This is a genomic window from Flaviaestuariibacter flavus (assembly GCF_004337505.1).
Classification (GTDB): Bacteria; Bacteroidota; Bacteroidia; order Chitinophagales; family Chitinophagaceae; genus Flavisolibacter; species Flavisolibacter flavus.
In genome coordinates, this window is record NZ_SJZI01000008.1 from 201,926 (window position 1) to 215,512 (window position 13,587).

The following is a 13,587-nucleotide window of genomic DNA, read 5'->3' on the forward strand; positions in this document are numbered from 1 at the left end:
CGTCATTGCGAGCGAAGCGAAGCAAACTCCGTGACCTAAAGACAGGTCATGGACCGAGATGCGTTCAGGTCGAAAATCTTGCGGTTGCGAAGCACCCTGCGTAAATGCGGAGTTTGCTTCGCTGCGCTCGCAATGACACCTTCTTTTTCGCTCTGCGAATAAGAAGGTGTTTCCGGCTTCCGCGGTTTCTGCGTGCCCCTTTTTAGTTTAGCTTTGACCAGCAACATTAGGTACAATGTTTGCTCATCCATAAGACCATCTATGAATAAGGCAAATACCCCTCCGCCGGCCGGGAAGCAGCAGCCCAAAGGAGCCCCGCAAACAAAGCGCAGCGTGCGCATTTTCTGGCGCCTGTTCCTGGGCGGCTTCGGCGTGCTCCTGCTCATTGTGATCCTGGCGCTTACCGGCGTTTTCGGAAAAATGCCCTCGCTGAAGCAACTCGAAAACCCAAGCCTGCTGCAGTCTTCGGAAGTATATTCCGCCGATGGCACCCTTATGGGCAAGTATTACCGTGAGCGCGGCAACCGCAGCAACGTTGACTACCGCGACATCTCGCCCCACGTGATCCATGCGCTTGTGGCTACCGAAGACGTTCGCTTTTACAACCACTCGGGTATCGACTGGAAGCGCACCGCCAAGGCCTTTGTAACGCTCGGCGCCGATGGTGGCGGCTCCACCATCACCCAGCAGCTCGCCAAAGCGCTGCTTGGGCAGGGCAGCAAGAACTTCATGGCGCGCTCCATTGAAAAGCTGAAGGAATACATCATCGCCGTACGCCTCGAGCGCAACTTCACCAAGGAAGAGATCCTCGCGCTCTATCTCAACGCGGTACCTTATGGCGACAACGTATACGGCATCCGCAACGCGGCGCGCACCTTCTTCTCGAAAGAGCCCGACCGCCTCGATCCCAATGAATCGGCCGTACTGGTAGGTATGCTGAAAGGCAACTCCATCTACAACCCGCGTACCCACATGGTGGCCGCCTTCAAGCGGAAAAACGTCGTGCTCAACCAGATGGAAAAAGCAGAGTACCTCGCTCCTGCCGAAGCGGCGCGCTACAAGGCAACGCCCATCGCCCTGCAATACCAGAAGCTCGATGAGAACGCGGGTTACGCGCCCTACTTCCGCGAGGCACTGAAAGACGAGATCAAGGAAGCGCTGAAAGGCCTCACCAATGCCGAGGGCGATCCCTACAATATTTACGACGACGGCCTCCGTGTGTACACCACCATCAACACCCGCATGCAGAGCTATGCCGAAGAAGCCATCGCCGCACAGATGCCGATGCTGCAGCGCTCGCTCAACGCGCAGCGGAACGTAAAGACCGGCTCCGTCTGGGAAGGCCATGAGAACGTGCTGGTGGCGGCCATGAAAGCCACCGACCGCTGGAAGGCCATGAAAGAAGAAGGCGCCACCGACGAGGAGATCCGCGCCGCCTTCCGTGTGAAGGTGCCCATGAAGATCTTCGCCTGGAACGAAAAGCGCAGCCGCGACACCGTTATGAGCCCGCTCGACTCGGTGAAGTACCACCGCCAGATGATGCAGACGGCATTCATGGTGATGGATCCCATTTCAGGCGAGGTGAAAGCCTATGTTGGTGGCATTGATTTCAAAACGTATAAATACGATCACGCCGATATCGGCACGAAGCGCCAGGTAGGTTCGTCCATCAAGCCGTTCCTGTATGCACAGGCGATGGAAGAGCGCGGCTTCACTGCCGAAACAATGGTGGAAGACGTGCAGCAGACCTTCGGCAAAGACCAGAAGGTTCCCGCCACCAGCAAGAGCTGCTCGGGCCGCACCATGACGATGGCCTCGGCCCTCGCCTGGTCGAAGAACTGCGCCACGGCCTACATCATGAAGCAGGTGGGCCCCGACCAGTTTGCCAACTTCCTCCAGCGCATCAACATTCCCACCAAGGTGGAGCCCTTCCCCTCCATCGCCCTCGGCTCCTGCGACCTGTCGCTCTTCGAAATGATGTGGGGCTATACCATCTTCCCGGGCCGCGGCTACAGCACGCGTCCCAAGCTGATCACCCGCATCGAAGACCGCAACGGCAACGTCATCAAGCGCGTCGACATGAGTGCCGACCGTAAGGAAGCGATCTCCGAGGTGACAGCCTATAATATGACTCGCCTTATGGAAGGCCCCGTAACCAAGGGCACCGCCGCCGGCCTCATGCAGGCACTGGGCGCCACCGAAATGGGCGGCAAGACCGGCACCACCAACGACAACGCCGACGCCTGGTTCATGGGCTATACGCCGCAGCTGGTGGCCGGTGTGTGGGTAGGCTGCGACGACCGCTTTATCCGCATCGAAAGCGCGCAGGGCTATGGCGGCACCGCGGCGCGTCCCATCTGGCAGACCTTCTTCTCGAAAGTATACAACGACCGCTCCCTCGGCATCGACCGGGCAGCCACCTTCGCCCGCCCCGCCGACATGGACAATGCCGCCATCTCCGGCGACGTGAGCGATATCATCACCGACACCATTCCCAACGCCGAAGGCGAAGACATGGGCACCGGCTCGGCCAAGGACTTCCAGCTCGATACGGCGGGCTCCAACATCCCGCCCGAGTCGCAGGCACCGGTAGAAGACGGCGCACCCGTGAAACCTTCGAAGCCTAATAAAAAGGACACCAGCGCGGCACCGCGCATCGGTGAAGCCAGCACCCCGCAGGAGCCCGAAAAGAAAGGCTTCTTCCGCAAGCTGTTTGGCGGGAAGAAGAACAAGGATAAATCGGGAAATGATTACTGATAAAAGAGAAAGCCTCCGGATGGAGGCTTTCTCTTTCTTGTTACCAGATTTATGAAATTTGAATCATCGGATTGCTACTGCCGCACCAAACCCGCGCGCTTGCGCTGCACCACGAGTGTATCGTTGGCACCGAGCTGCGGGAGCATAGCCGGCTCCAAATAATTAAAGACATTACTGTAGGTGCCAACGCAACCGTCCCCGTTGCGCGCGGCGACCGATACGAGGGGCAGGTAAAGGACGCCACGATCAATTTCCAGGGGCACTACCGCGCGGAAGCGGCAGGCCATCAGGCCGGGACGGTCGGGGCCGCAAAGGGAATCGGAATATTTGCGCAGGGCGCCCCGGGCGAGCGCCGGGCAGGAAGTTCCGGTGCTGGAAATGCTGGTGACACTATCGCGGCGGACGAGCAGCGCTCCGGTGGCACTTTGCGAAAGCAGGTCGAAAGACAGGAAGGATCCGGCGACCAGCTCCAGGGTGCCGCCGCTACCCGAAAAGGCGATGCGCGGCCGGTCGGGATAAGGAAAAGCCCCGGTGCTTCCCACCAGCTGAAAGGCCGGCACAGCCGGCGGGCCGGGAACCGGGATCCGGCGCACGAAAGCCCCGATGAGCGCCGTATCGGTAATGACGCTACTGCTTATGTACATCCGCGCCGGTTCTACCGCAACCGAAGGCGCGGCGGTGTAGGTGCCGCAAAACAAGGCGGCGGCGTCATCAGCAGCTGTACTCTTTTTGCAGGCAATCAAAGCGGAGGCAGCGGCAGCGAACGCAAGGGCCGGCACAAGCAGGGAGCTCATAGCTGGTTTATTTGCTCCAAGATAGACCGCGTGGTTGAGATGCCGCAAAACCGCAATGGCCGCCCGTGAAATTCCGGTGCCGGCATGCAGCGATTTGGATGCTGATCCGGTCTTATTATCAAAGCGCTAACCATGAAACTTCCCCTTTTTCACCTCAAACCAACATCGGACATGGCTGTTTTGCAAACGACATTATGGACCGCCCGCTTTGCCCGCCTGCGGCAATGGCTGCTGGCCACCTTCACCTTTTCGGAACCCGAAGTGCTTTTCGGCGGCAGCGTGCTGAGCGCCGCCGGCGAGCCCATCGCCTTCGCCTCGGTAACCCTCAAAGGAACCCGCTACGAAAGCGCCACCAATGCGGCCGGGCACTTCCTGTTGCACGTGCCGCTGCGCCTCTGCAACGGCCCGCTCTGCCTGCGGGTGTCGGCACGCGGCTACGCAACACTTGAAGAAGTGGTGGGCGGCGCCCCGCAGCCCGACCTGCAGTTCACGCTGCGCGAAGCCGAGAGCGCCCGCGTGATCCCCTTCGGCCGCAAGCCGGTGCGGAAAACGAGCTGAACGACAATTCATCAGAACAATCCGCGGCTTCATCCGCAAGTTCATACCACCATGCAACGCGGGAGCGTCTTCCGGGGTCAGGGCAGGAAAAGAAAGAAATGAAAAACACCTTCTTCCTCCTCCCTGGCCTTCTTTTATTTGCAGCCTGCAAAAAGTCGGACACGCCTCCGGCGCCCACGCCCGTACCGGCTCCCGCTCCCATCACCAATCACCCGCAGATGCGCTACACCGATCTCAACGACTTCGCCGTGACGGCGCAGCGCAGCAAGGGGCTCGACATCGACGGCAACGGCTCCTACGATTTCGTTTTCTACGTACAGCGCGTCGGCGACCCGCAGCTCGCCATCGACAAGGTGCAGTACAACGCTACCTCCGGCATCGGGCGCAACCTGTTGCTCAATGACCAGGACGAGTCGCCGGTGCTGCGGCAGTACGACAGCATCACCCTGTCGCACCCCGGCTTCAACTGGTGGCAGATCAGCGAAACAGTACTGGCGGAGCAACGCATCGGCAACACCGACACCTGGTGGGAAGGCCTCTGGCGCAACGTGCGCCGCCAGTACCTGCCCGTGCAGGTGGAGCGTGGCAACGGGCGCTTCAACGGCTGGGTGGAAGTGTCGATGGACAAAGACAACCACCGGCTGCTGCTGCACCGTGCGGCCATCAGCCTCGAGGCCGGCAAGACGGTGCGCGCAGGCTATTGACAAGAGCCTCAAAAAGATAAGAGAAGCGTCGGTACATGCAGCAGGCTGACCGGCAGATCGGTCTATCCCTGAAAGCACGTTATGTACCGGCGTTTTATTACCGCAGCGCTCGCACTCTTTTCCCTGGTGCCGGCGCGCGCGCAAGGGAAGTGGGAACGTATGCAGGAAGAGGCGGACCGTCAATTCAACGACAGCAATTTCGTTGCAGCCACAAAGCTATACCGCACCGTGGCGCGGCGTACCGGCAACGACGCGCTTTTCGGTCATGCCCTCTATAATCTCGGTGTCACCTATTACCGGCGCAACCTGCCCGATTCGGCAAAGGAATGCTTCCGGCGCCTGCTGTTTTTCGATCTCGATGAATTTGATCGCGGCGGCCGCGGAGAAGGCATCATGGGGGAGCCCTATGCACAGTACAAGCATAATTCCTGCGAGATGCTGGCGACGATCGCGCTGAAGGAATCCGATTACGGCCTTGCCCTCGAATACATCCGCAAGTTCGACGTAGAATATCCCTACCAGCATTTCTGCGGGAATGAATACAAGGCCTTCGATTACTACCTCGCCACCATGTATGCGCGGGCCTATTGCGGCCTGGGCGACACGGCCCGCGCCATATCGGTGCTGCTGCCGCACGTGTTCGACGAAGGCCTTGCATCGAACGCAGCAGTGCTACGCCTCCTCCTGCCACTCCTGCGCAGCAGGTACGACCTGGCCCAGCTTTCGGGCGAGCTTTACGAAGCTGCCGGCAGGCTGCAGACCGGCAGCGAGAAAATCAACGGGAGAAGCTACGAACGCACCTGGGTTGCCTTCCTTAATCAGAAGATCGAGGTAACCGGTGTGCTATCTTTCGGCTCCCAGGGAAACCGCACGGAAAACATACGGGAAAGCGAGTTCATGAAGCAGCTGAAAGCGCGGTAGCAGCCTTTACCTTTGCTGCCCATATGAAACGCATCCTGACCATTTTTCTGCTGCTGTCGGCAGCTACCGCCGGCGCCCAAAAGAACCGCACCGGCAACTGGTTCCAGTATTTCGGCAGCAATAAGATCTCCAAGCGCTGGAACTGGCACAACGAGGTGCAGTACCGCAACTACAATTTCGGCGGCGACCTGGAGCAGCTGCTCCTCCGCACCGGCATCGGCTACGACCTGAGTGAGAACAACAACAACCTGCTGCTCGGCTACGGCTATATTCACAGCGAGCCCTATGATGCCTCGGGCAAGAAGAGCGAAGTCAACGAGCACCGGATCTTCCAGCAGTTTATCACCCGCCAGCGTACGGGCCGCTTTTACCTGCAGCACCGGTACCGCATCGAGGAACGCTTTATTGGTGACCAGGACGCGCGCGTTCGCTTCCGCTATTTCCTGTCGCTCAACCTGCCGATCAACAAGCCCGAGATGACGAAGGGCGCTTTCTACCTGTCTGCTTACAACGAGATCTTCGTCAACGCGCGCGCGCCGCTGTTCGACCGCGACCGCATCTACGGCGCACTCGGTTACCAGTTTTCACAAGACATCCGCCTGGAGATCGGGATGATGAACCAGATCCAGGAAACACGCAGCCGCGCGCAGGCGCAGATCGCGCTGTTCAACAACCTGCCGCTTTTTAAAGCGCGGTAAGCGAAGGACCCAGAAAGGAATCGAACCTATTGCACCAGCTTCATCTGCTTCAGCTGCACCACCACCGTGTCGTTGGGAATAAGCTGGCTGCGAATCTGTGCATAGGGGATAAAGTCCTGGCCGATATTGACCTTCCAGGAACTGCCGACATAAACATTCGGGGTATAGTGACCATAATAAGCAATGGCCTGCGGAAGAAGCGGCTGGCCGTTTTCGAGCTGAAGTAAGAAGCGGCGCTTTCCGAGGCGTACCCCCGGCCCCGAGGCCCCCTGGATATAAAGGCCCGCAGAGTCGGGATAACGGTCGATCAGTTGCCCCAGCTCCCAGGTACGTCCCGCACCGAGCGTGGTGGTAAACGAATCGATCGTTTCCAGCAGCATTTCGGAAGCGCTGCGCCGGATGGTCAGCATGCGCAGCGTCCCGCCGGCATAGCTATAGCGCACGGTATCGTTTGTACCGAAGTTAAAAGCAGCGTTCGCCGGTGTCGTCATCTGCGGCGTGCCGGTAAGCTGGAAGGCTGTCATCACCGGCGCGGCGTAGGGATCGGCCGACCACTGCCGGCGCAGGAAGGCGCCGATGAGCGCCGTGTCCGTAGTTATACCGGACGCCGTGATCAGCGCAGGTGCGCTCATGCGTATATCGGATCCCGTTGAGTAATTGCCGGAGAGCGTGGTGTTGCGTGCCGGCCCGGGTGCCGGCACTTCCGTATCATTCTTTGTGCAGGAGAAACAGAGGAGCGGCAGGAGGCCTGCGAAAAGGAGCAGTTTGGGTTGCATGGTGACGGTTTCACGCGAAAGATAAATAAAGAAGAAACACGATACCGGCGGTTGCGCCGCTTATCCAAGGCCGTGGGTACAACGGTTTGTCTGTCGTATATTTAAACAAACCTGCCGCCTATGCCCGCAAAAGCTTCACTGGTACGGATTGATGCGCCCTGCGGCGAAAGCTGGGATGCGATGCTGCCGGCCCGTGCAGACAGTGTGCGCACCCTCGCTGGCGATTCGGTGTTGCCGGAAATAAGCGATAGCGGCGTTGCCATGGGCACCCCGGTCTTTGCCAGCCTCGACCTGAACATGTCCATTTACTTTCCGTCTGCCGGGACGACCAGGTGCTCTATATTAAAATACGATCCGCTGGTTTCAGTATCGGTGCTGGAGGCGACCATGGGAATGATCGGCATGGAAACGGTACGCGACGTTCCGCCTTTGCCTCCGCTGGCTTCGGCGCCCATTGGCCCCCTCCTGCCGGTTCGCCGAACGCCCGATGCGCCCGCGCCGCTTACCCGGCCGCTGTGGTACTTACCGGAGGCCATACTCCCGCCAAAAGAAGAGGAAGAAGGCTCCTCCGAAGCCACTGCCTGACATTTATAACCCGTCAACGTTTTTGCAATGCCTGTTGCCCGTATTGATTCAAGACCGCCTGTATCCATCCCCGGAACTGTGCCGGTGCCCGCTCCCGCGTCCCGCATCCGCTCCATCGACCTGCTGCGCGGGCTCGTGATGATCGTGATGGCCCTCGACCATGCCCGCGACCTGCTGCACCGCGGCGCGCTCACAGAAGACCCGCTCAACCTGCAGACGACAACGCCGGCGCTCTTCCTGACGCGCTTCGTCACCCATTTCTGCGCGCCGGTTTTCGTGTTCCTCGCCGGCACCTCGGCCTGGCTGCAGGCACAGCGCAAGTCGCGGGGCGTGCTGTCTTCTTTCCTCGTAAAACGGGGGCTGTGGCTCATCCTGGCGGAGCTCACCTTCGTCAACTTCGGGCTCACCTTCGACCCGGGACTGTCCATCATCTTTTTGCAAACGATCTGGGCCATCGGCATCAGCATGGTGCTGCTCGGGCTTGCCGTGCACCTTCCCTTCCGCGTCCTACTGGCCATCGGGCTGATCATTGTGTTCGGGCACAATGCGCTCGACTTCTATGAAAAAGGTCGCACCGACCTGCCGCTCTGGTATAGCATTATGCACCGCCAGGTGCCGATACCGCTCAGCAAAGACCACCTCATTTTCAGTGTCTATCCATTCCTGCCGTGGACCGGTGTGATGCTGCTCGGCTACTGTTTTGGCCGCTTGGTGACGCAACCCGACGAGGTGCGACGCAGCCGGCTGCTCTGGCTCGGATTAGCAGCAATTGCTTTGTTTATAGTGGTGCGATGGACGAACGCCTATGGCGACCCAAGCCCCTGGATGACGCAGGCTAATGCGGGGCGCACCGTGCTTTCTTTCATCAACGTAACGAAGTACCCGCCTTCCCTCCTGTTCCTTTGTATCACCATCGGGCCCGCACTGCTGTTCCTTGCCTTTTTCAGTAAAGCAAAGGGCCGCGTTGCGGATATCATTTCCGTTTATGGCAGCGTACCGTTTTTCTATTTCGTGCTGCATTTCTATGTGCTGCACCTGCTGGCGGCTGTGCTGTTCCTGGGTCGCGGGCATAGCGTCTACGAAGGCATGCACCCCACGGCAGGCCCCTTCCGCTTTACCGCGCCCGGCGAAGGCCTTTCATTGACGCTGACCTACGTAGCCTGGCTGGGCACCGTAGCTGCACTTTATCCGCTATGCCGCTGGTTCAGCAATTACAAGAAGACACATAAGCAATGGTGGCTTTCATATCTATAAGATTGGTCGCAATTATGCAGGGCCGACGCCTTATGACAAAACAACGTCCCGCTTTCGGCGGGACGTTGTTTTACCGCGTATCGCGGATTCACGATTCACGACTACGCAGGATCTCCCCGGCAACCACCAGGTCTGCCGGGCGCGTGATCTTGATATTGTCTTCCTCGCCTTCCACGAGCTCGATCTTGAGGCCATAGGCTTCCACCACGGTGGCCTCGTCGGTAAAGCGTTCTTTGTAGTCGATGGCAAAGGCGGGCTGGAGGATGCGGCTGTGAAAGGTCTGGGGGGTTTGCACCAGCACCACGCGGCTGCGCTCGAGGGCTTCGTTCTCGGCTCCCGACAGCAGGCGCACCGAGTCGCGCGAGGGCACTACGGGAATGGCGCTGCCGTTCTCCAGGGCCTTGTCGTGGCAGCGGTGAATCAGCTCTTTGCTGAGCAGGCAGCGCACGCCGTCGTGCACGAACACGATGCCGTCGGCATCCACCAGCTGCAGGCCTCGCTGCACCGAGTGAAAGCGCGTTTCACCACCGGCGGTGACGCGGATGCGCTTGTAATCGAAATAGGCATCGATGATCTCGCGGCCCATATCGGTATAGTCTTCCGGCAACACCAGGATGATCTGCAGGTCGTCGTAAGCTTCCAGGAAGGTTTTGATGGTATGGTAAAGCACGGGCTTGTCGCCAAGCAGCAAAAACTGCTTCGGGGTGCTGCTGCCCATGCGGGTACCGGTGCCGCCGGCCACGATGATCGCGAATTTGTTCATGAGAGGGGAAGGTTGAAAGGAGGGCAAAGATAGCGGGGGAATGCGGTAATGCGGTAATGTGAGAATGTGGTAATAAAGCCGCCTGAAGCCTTTGGCATACAGGTTTACCGCATTACCGCATTATCACATTACCGCATTATTTATAGATACCAATCTCCCGCAGCCCGGCGCTGTTCCAGACGCCGCGGTACATGCCGTCGGAGTTGAACAGGAGCGCATGGTTGCCCTGTGCGTCCACCCCGATCATGCCGCCCTCGCCGCCAATCTTCACCAGCTTGTCGTTGACAACGGTATCCATCGCTTGCTGCAGGCTCATCCCCTTATATTCCATGAGGCAGGCTACATCGTAGGCGGCCACCGCTTTGATGAACAGCTCGCCATGCCCCGTGCAGGAGATGGCGCAGGTGTGGTTGTCGGCCCAGGTGCCCGCGCCAATGATGGGGCTGTCGCCTATGCGCCCCCACTGCTTGTTGGTCATACCACCTGTCGACGTGGCCGCCGCGATATTACCCTGTGCATCGCAGGCGACGGCGCCGATGGTGCCGAACTTTTTATCGGGATACTCTTCCTTGTATTCATTGGTATGATCGATGAGCACGCGGTCGGTATGCCGCACACTCTGCCACTGCTCCCACCGCGTTTGCGAGAAGAAGTACTCGTCGGCTTCGAAATCCATCCCCTGCTCGCGGGCAAACTCCATGGCGCCTTCGCCGCTCAGGAATACGTGCTGCGTTTCGGTCATCACGCGCTGCGCCAGCAGGACGGGGTTGCGCAGGTTGCGCACACCGGTAATGGCACCAGCGCCACGGCCGAGTCCTTCCATCACCGCGGCATCCATTTCGTGACGGCCTTCGCGGGTAAAGACCGAGCCGCGGCCGGCGTTAAAGAGCACGTGGTCTTCAAGTACCACCGACGCGGCCACAACGGCGTCGGTAGCGTTCCCCCCCTTTTCGAGCACCGCATAGCCGGCGGAAAGCGCCGCGCCAAGTCCCTGGGTGTATTCTGTTTCCAGCTCCGGCGTCATATCCGCACGCAGGATGGTACCCGCGCCGCCGTGTATTGCAATCGTAAATAAAGGCATCTGTTCAAATGATATTATCCTGCAAAATGGTATCCGATTCCGGGCCAAACACGAGCCGGATCGCTAATGCAATGTCAATTTCAGCAACAACTTCGCTTACCGGCGACTCCTTCTACGCGACAAAGCCAGGTAATAGATCGGGATTCCCGCCAGCACGATGATCAATCCGGGCCAGGTGAATTCGGGTTTGTAAATGATCAGCAGGGTGCAAAATGCCAGTCCCATCAGGATATACAGGATCGGCATCACCGGGTAGCCAAAGGCCTTGTAGGGGCGCGGCAGGTCGGGGCGTGTACGGCGGAGGATGAAGATGCCGACGATGGTCAGCATGTAAAACACAACCACCACGAACGAGATCATATCGAGCAGCTGCCCGTACGAGCCGCTGAGGCTCCACAGCGAAGCGGCAATGCATTGCACCCAAAGAGCAAGACCCGGAACGGCGTTCCGGTTGAGCGTACCCGCCTGGCGGAAGAAGAGGCCATCCTGCGCCATGGTGTAGTACACACGAGCACCGGCGAGAATGAGGCCGTTGTTACATCCGAATGTCGAGATCATGATCATCAGCGCGATCACTACGGTGCCGATATTTCCGAATATGGCGTTGGAGGCCGCCACGGCCACGCGGTCTTTCTCCACCGACGCGATCTCCTGGAGCGGGAGCACGGCCGTATACATCACGTTGGCAGTGACATATATCACGGTCACGATCAGGGTTCCGAGAAAGAGGCTGAGCCCGATATTGCGGCCGGGGTTCTTGATCTCGCCAGCGATAAAGGTCACGTTGTTCCAGGCGTCCGACGAAAAGATCGACCCGACCATGGCGGAGGCAATAGCGCCCATGGCGGCGGCCGTTACATAGGGCGCCACCGAACCGTCGGCATTCAGGTGATGCAGGTTCCAGGCATCGCTCCAGTTGGCCTTCCATACATCACCCTTGGCGAGGATGAGTCCGAAGGCGATCAGCCCGAAAAGGCTCAGCAGCTTCGTGAGGGTGAAGGTCGTTTGTATCAGTTTCCCGTTCTTCACTCCGCGGCTGTTGATCCACGTGAGCAATACGATTACCACAATGGAGAGCAGCTGCGCAGCCGATATGGTACGGAAGCCCAGGTTGAGTACGATATTGTCTTCGCTGAAGGCCGGCACCAGGTAAGCGGTAAACTTCGCGAATGCGACGCCTACGGCAGCGATGGTGGCGGTTTGTATCACCGCGAAAAAGCTCCAGCCATACAGGAATCCGATCAGGGGGTTGTAGGCCTCTTTCAGGTAAACGTACTGGCCGCCTGCCTTGGGGAACATGCCGCTGAGCTCGCCATAGCTCAGTGCCGCGGTGAGCGTCATAAAGCCGGTGATGAGCCACACGGCGATGAGCCAGCCCGCGCTGCCCACGTTGCGGGTAATGTCGGCGCTGACGATAAAAATACCTGAGCCGATCATCGATCCTGCCACGATCATGGTGGCGTCGAGCAGGCCCAGCGAGCGCTTAAAAGAGGTGTCTTCGATGGTGGCTTCCGGTTTTTCTACAAGCAATTCGGCCATAGCGATGATTTGGCGTCAAGATAAAGAAAAAGCCCCGACAGCAGTCGGGGCTCTTTGGCTTGCAATGAAGTCAGTTATTTTTTTGTGGCAGCGGTCTTGTATTCCGCGTTCAGTCCTTTGATGAGGTCGCCGGTGATATTGTAAGCGGAATCTTTGAAGAAGATGAGGCCGGGCTCATAGGAAACGATATAGCTGTAGGCACCGTTGCGGTTGTATTCTTTCAGGAAGGCCTCGATCTTGCTGCGCACATCCTGGAGCTTCCGCATCTGCAAGTCCTGGTATTCCTGCTTGAGCTGCTGCTCGCGTGACTGCATCACCTGCTGGGTCTGCAGCATATCGCGCTGGGCAAGCTCCGACTGGGTCTGGTTCATGTTGACCGCCTGGGCCTGGTACTGCTGGGCCTTGTTGCGGTATTCCTTCTCCATGCGGCCGAGCTCGTTGCGCATCTGGCCTTCCTTGCGGTCGAGCTCCGACTTCACATCCTTAACCATCGAAAAGGCGTTCTCGATCGAGTCCATTTCAAAATAAGCAATGCGGCACTGACCTGCGGTTCCGCCTTCTGTACGCGCCTGCGGCAGGTTAGCGGCGGCAACGGCGGCAGGTTTGGAGAAATGCAGCCAGAAAAGGACACCGACGGCAACCAGCAGAACGAGATTCAGGACAAGCAGGCCATTCTTCATGAAGGGAATTTTTGTGCAAATTAAAGGGCAAAAGCCGGAGTGGCAGGGGTTTGCGTCAACTTTTTCAAACGATTAACAGCGGGTACGGACTTTGCTTTTCGTAGCGAAAATCAATAGCTATGGGCATTCTATCATGGATCCTCCTCGGCCTTGTGGCCGGCGCCATCGCCAAGGCGCTCAAGCCCGGACGAGATCCGCAAGGCTGTATCGTAACGATGATCATCGGTATCGTGGGTGCTATTCTCGGTGGCTGGATCGCCACGATGCTGGGCTGGGGCACGGTCAACGGGTTTAACCTCTACAGCATCCTGGTGGCAACCGGCGGCGCCTTCCTGGCGCTCATTATCTGGGGCGCTGTGTCCGGAAGACGCCGGGATTAGGATCGCAGAAAAACGCGTAAATAACGGAAATAAACCAAAGGCCCGCCGTGCGGGCCTTTGGTCATTACGCCGCAACCGGCAATAATCCAAACATAAA

14 protein-coding genes are annotated in these 13,587 nt (G+C 58.7%); 8 read left to right on the forward strand and 6 right to left on the reverse strand.

Annotated features, from left to right (window positions below):
* Positions 1-261 precede the first annotated feature (261 nt).
* Complete coding sequence (locus EPD60_RS05205) at positions 262-2,757, forward strand: transglycosylase domain-containing protein (RefSeq protein ID WP_131447557.1); 2,496 nt, start codon at positions 262-264, stop codon at positions 2,755-2,757.
* Between the two features lie 74 nt (positions 2,758-2,831).
* On the opposite strand, the gene EPD60_RS05210 is transcribed toward EPD60_RS05205, so the two are convergent.
* The gene (locus EPD60_RS05210) at positions 2,832-3,551 is read right to left on the reverse strand and encodes a hypothetical protein (protein WP_131447559.1); all 720 of its coding nucleotides are present in this window, start codon (positions 3,549-3,551) and stop codon (positions 2,832-2,834) included.
* Between the two features lie 171 nt (positions 3,552-3,722).
* Between EPD60_RS05210 and EPD60_RS05215 the strand changes: the two genes are divergently transcribed.
* The 4 genes from EPD60_RS05215 to EPD60_RS05230 all read left to right on the forward strand — a co-directional run bounded on the left by EPD60_RS05215 (position 3,723) and on the right by EPD60_RS05230 (position 6,432).
* Entirely contained in the window at positions 3,723-4,109 is a 387-nt protein-coding gene (locus EPD60_RS05215; protein WP_165871417.1) for a carboxypeptidase-like regulatory domain-containing protein, read from the forward strand.
* 98 nt (positions 4,110-4,207) lie between these two features.
* On the forward strand, positions 4,208-4,813 hold the full coding sequence (locus EPD60_RS05220; RefSeq protein WP_131447563.1) for a hypothetical protein: 606 nt from the start codon (positions 4,208-4,210) through the stop codon (positions 4,811-4,813).
* 81 nt (positions 4,814-4,894) lie between these two features.
* Entirely contained in the window at positions 4,895-5,734 is an 840-nt protein-coding gene (locus EPD60_RS05225; protein WP_131447565.1) for a tetratricopeptide repeat protein, read from the forward strand.
* A gap of 23 nt (positions 5,735-5,757) precedes the next feature.
* Entirely contained in the window at positions 5,758-6,432 is a 675-nt protein-coding gene (locus EPD60_RS05230) for a DUF2490 domain-containing protein (protein WP_131447567.1), read from the forward strand.
* A 26-nt stretch (positions 6,433-6,458) separates the two neighbouring features.
* Here EPD60_RS05230 and EPD60_RS05235 read toward each other — a convergent pair whose 3' ends face one another.
* Positions 6,459-7,208, reverse strand: coding sequence for a hypothetical protein (locus tag EPD60_RS05235; RefSeq protein ID WP_131447569.1), 750 nt, complete (start codon positions 7,206-7,208; stop codon positions 6,459-6,461).
* Between the two features lie 120 nt (positions 7,209-7,328).
* Here EPD60_RS05235 and EPD60_RS05240 point away from each other — a divergent pair, with 120 nt between their 5' ends.
* On the forward strand, positions 7,329-7,793 hold the full coding sequence (locus EPD60_RS05240) for a hypothetical protein (protein ID WP_131447571.1): 465 nt from the start codon (positions 7,329-7,331) through the stop codon (positions 7,791-7,793).
* 27 nt (positions 7,794-7,820) lie between these two features.
* The gene (locus EPD60_RS05245; protein WP_131447573.1) at positions 7,821-9,047 is read left to right on the forward strand and encodes an acetyltransferase domain-containing protein; all 1,227 of its coding nucleotides are present in this window, start codon (positions 7,821-7,823) and stop codon (positions 9,045-9,047) included.
* Between the two features lie 88 nt (positions 9,048-9,135).
* On the opposite strand, the gene EPD60_RS05250 is transcribed toward EPD60_RS05245, so the two are convergent.
* The 4 genes from EPD60_RS05250 to EPD60_RS05265 all read right to left on the reverse strand — a co-directional run bounded on the left by EPD60_RS05250 (position 9,136) and on the right by EPD60_RS05265 (position 13,110).
* Positions 9,136-9,810, reverse strand: coding sequence for a 2-C-methyl-D-erythritol 4-phosphate cytidylyltransferase (locus EPD60_RS05250; protein ID WP_131447575.1), 675 nt, complete (start codon positions 9,808-9,810; stop codon positions 9,136-9,138).
* Positions 9,811-9,946: 136 nt separating this feature from the next.
* Positions 9,947-10,891 carry an isoaspartyl peptidase/L-asparaginase family protein gene (locus EPD60_RS05255; protein ID WP_131447577.1) on the reverse strand — a complete coding sequence of 315 codons (945 nt, stop codon included), beginning with the start codon at positions 10,889-10,891 and terminating at the stop codon, positions 9,947-9,949.
* A gap of 96 nt (positions 10,892-10,987) precedes the next feature.
* The gene (locus EPD60_RS05260) at positions 10,988-12,430 is read right to left on the reverse strand and encodes an APC family permease (RefSeq protein ID WP_131447579.1); all 1,443 of its coding nucleotides are present in this window, start codon (positions 12,428-12,430) and stop codon (positions 10,988-10,990) included.
* A 74-nt stretch (positions 12,431-12,504) separates the two neighbouring features.
* Positions 12,505-13,110, reverse strand: a complete 606-nt coding sequence (locus EPD60_RS05265; RefSeq protein WP_131447581.1) for an OmpH/Skp family outer membrane protein — start codon at positions 13,108-13,110, stop codon at positions 12,505-12,507.
* A gap of 119 nt (positions 13,111-13,229) precedes the next feature.
* Here EPD60_RS05265 and EPD60_RS05270 point away from each other — a divergent pair, with 119 nt between their 5' ends.
* Entirely contained in the window at positions 13,230-13,490 is a 261-nt protein-coding gene (locus tag EPD60_RS05270) for a GlsB/YeaQ/YmgE family stress response membrane protein (protein WP_131447583.1), read from the forward strand.
* Positions 13,491-13,587 lie beyond the last annotated feature (97 nt).

Coding starts and splice junctions, on each gene's coding strand:
- EPD60_RS05270 (WP_131447583.1), top strand. CDS start 13,230: ATGGGCATTCTATCATGGATCCTCCTCGGCCTTGTGGCCGGCGCCATC.
- EPD60_RS05260 (WP_131447579.1), bottom strand. CDS start 12,430: ATGGCCGAATTGCTTGTAGAAAAACCGGAAGCCACCATCGAAGACACC.
- EPD60_RS05225 (WP_131447565.1), top strand. CDS start 4,895: ATGTACCGGCGTTTTATTACCGCAGCGCTCGCACTCTTTTCCCTGGTG.
- EPD60_RS05240 (WP_131447571.1), top strand. CDS start 7,329: ATGCCCGCAAAAGCTTCACTGGTACGGATTGATGCGCCCTGCGGCGAA.
- EPD60_RS05265 (WP_131447581.1), bottom strand. CDS start 13,110: ATGAAGAATGGCCTGCTTGTCCTGAATCTCGTTCTGCTGGTTGCCGTC.
- EPD60_RS05255 (WP_131447577.1), bottom strand. CDS start 10,891: ATGCCTTTATTTACGATTGCAATACACGGCGGCGCGGGTACCATCCTG.
- EPD60_RS05235 (WP_131447569.1), bottom strand. CDS start 7,208: ATGCAACCCAAACTGCTCCTTTTCGCAGGCCTCCTGCCGCTCCTCTGT.
- EPD60_RS05220 (WP_131447563.1), top strand. CDS start 4,208: ATGAAAAACACCTTCTTCCTCCTCCCTGGCCTTCTTTTATTTGCAGCC.
- EPD60_RS05250 (WP_131447575.1), bottom strand. CDS start 9,810: ATGAACAAATTCGCGATCATCGTGGCCGGCGGCACCGGTACCCGCATG.
- EPD60_RS05245 (WP_131447573.1), top strand. CDS start 7,821: ATGCCTGTTGCCCGTATTGATTCAAGACCGCCTGTATCCATCCCCGGA.
- EPD60_RS05230 (WP_131447567.1), top strand. CDS start 5,758: ATGAAACGCATCCTGACCATTTTTCTGCTGCTGTCGGCAGCTACCGCC.
- EPD60_RS05205 (WP_131447557.1), top strand. CDS start 262: ATGAATAAGGCAAATACCCCTCCGCCGGCCGGGAAGCAGCAGCCCAAA.
- EPD60_RS05215 (WP_165871417.1), top strand. CDS start 3,723: ATGGCTGTTTTGCAAACGACATTATGGACCGCCCGCTTTGCCCGCCTG.
- EPD60_RS05210 (WP_131447559.1), bottom strand. CDS start 3,551: ATGAGCTCCCTGCTTGTGCCGGCCCTTGCGTTCGCTGCCGCTGCCTCC.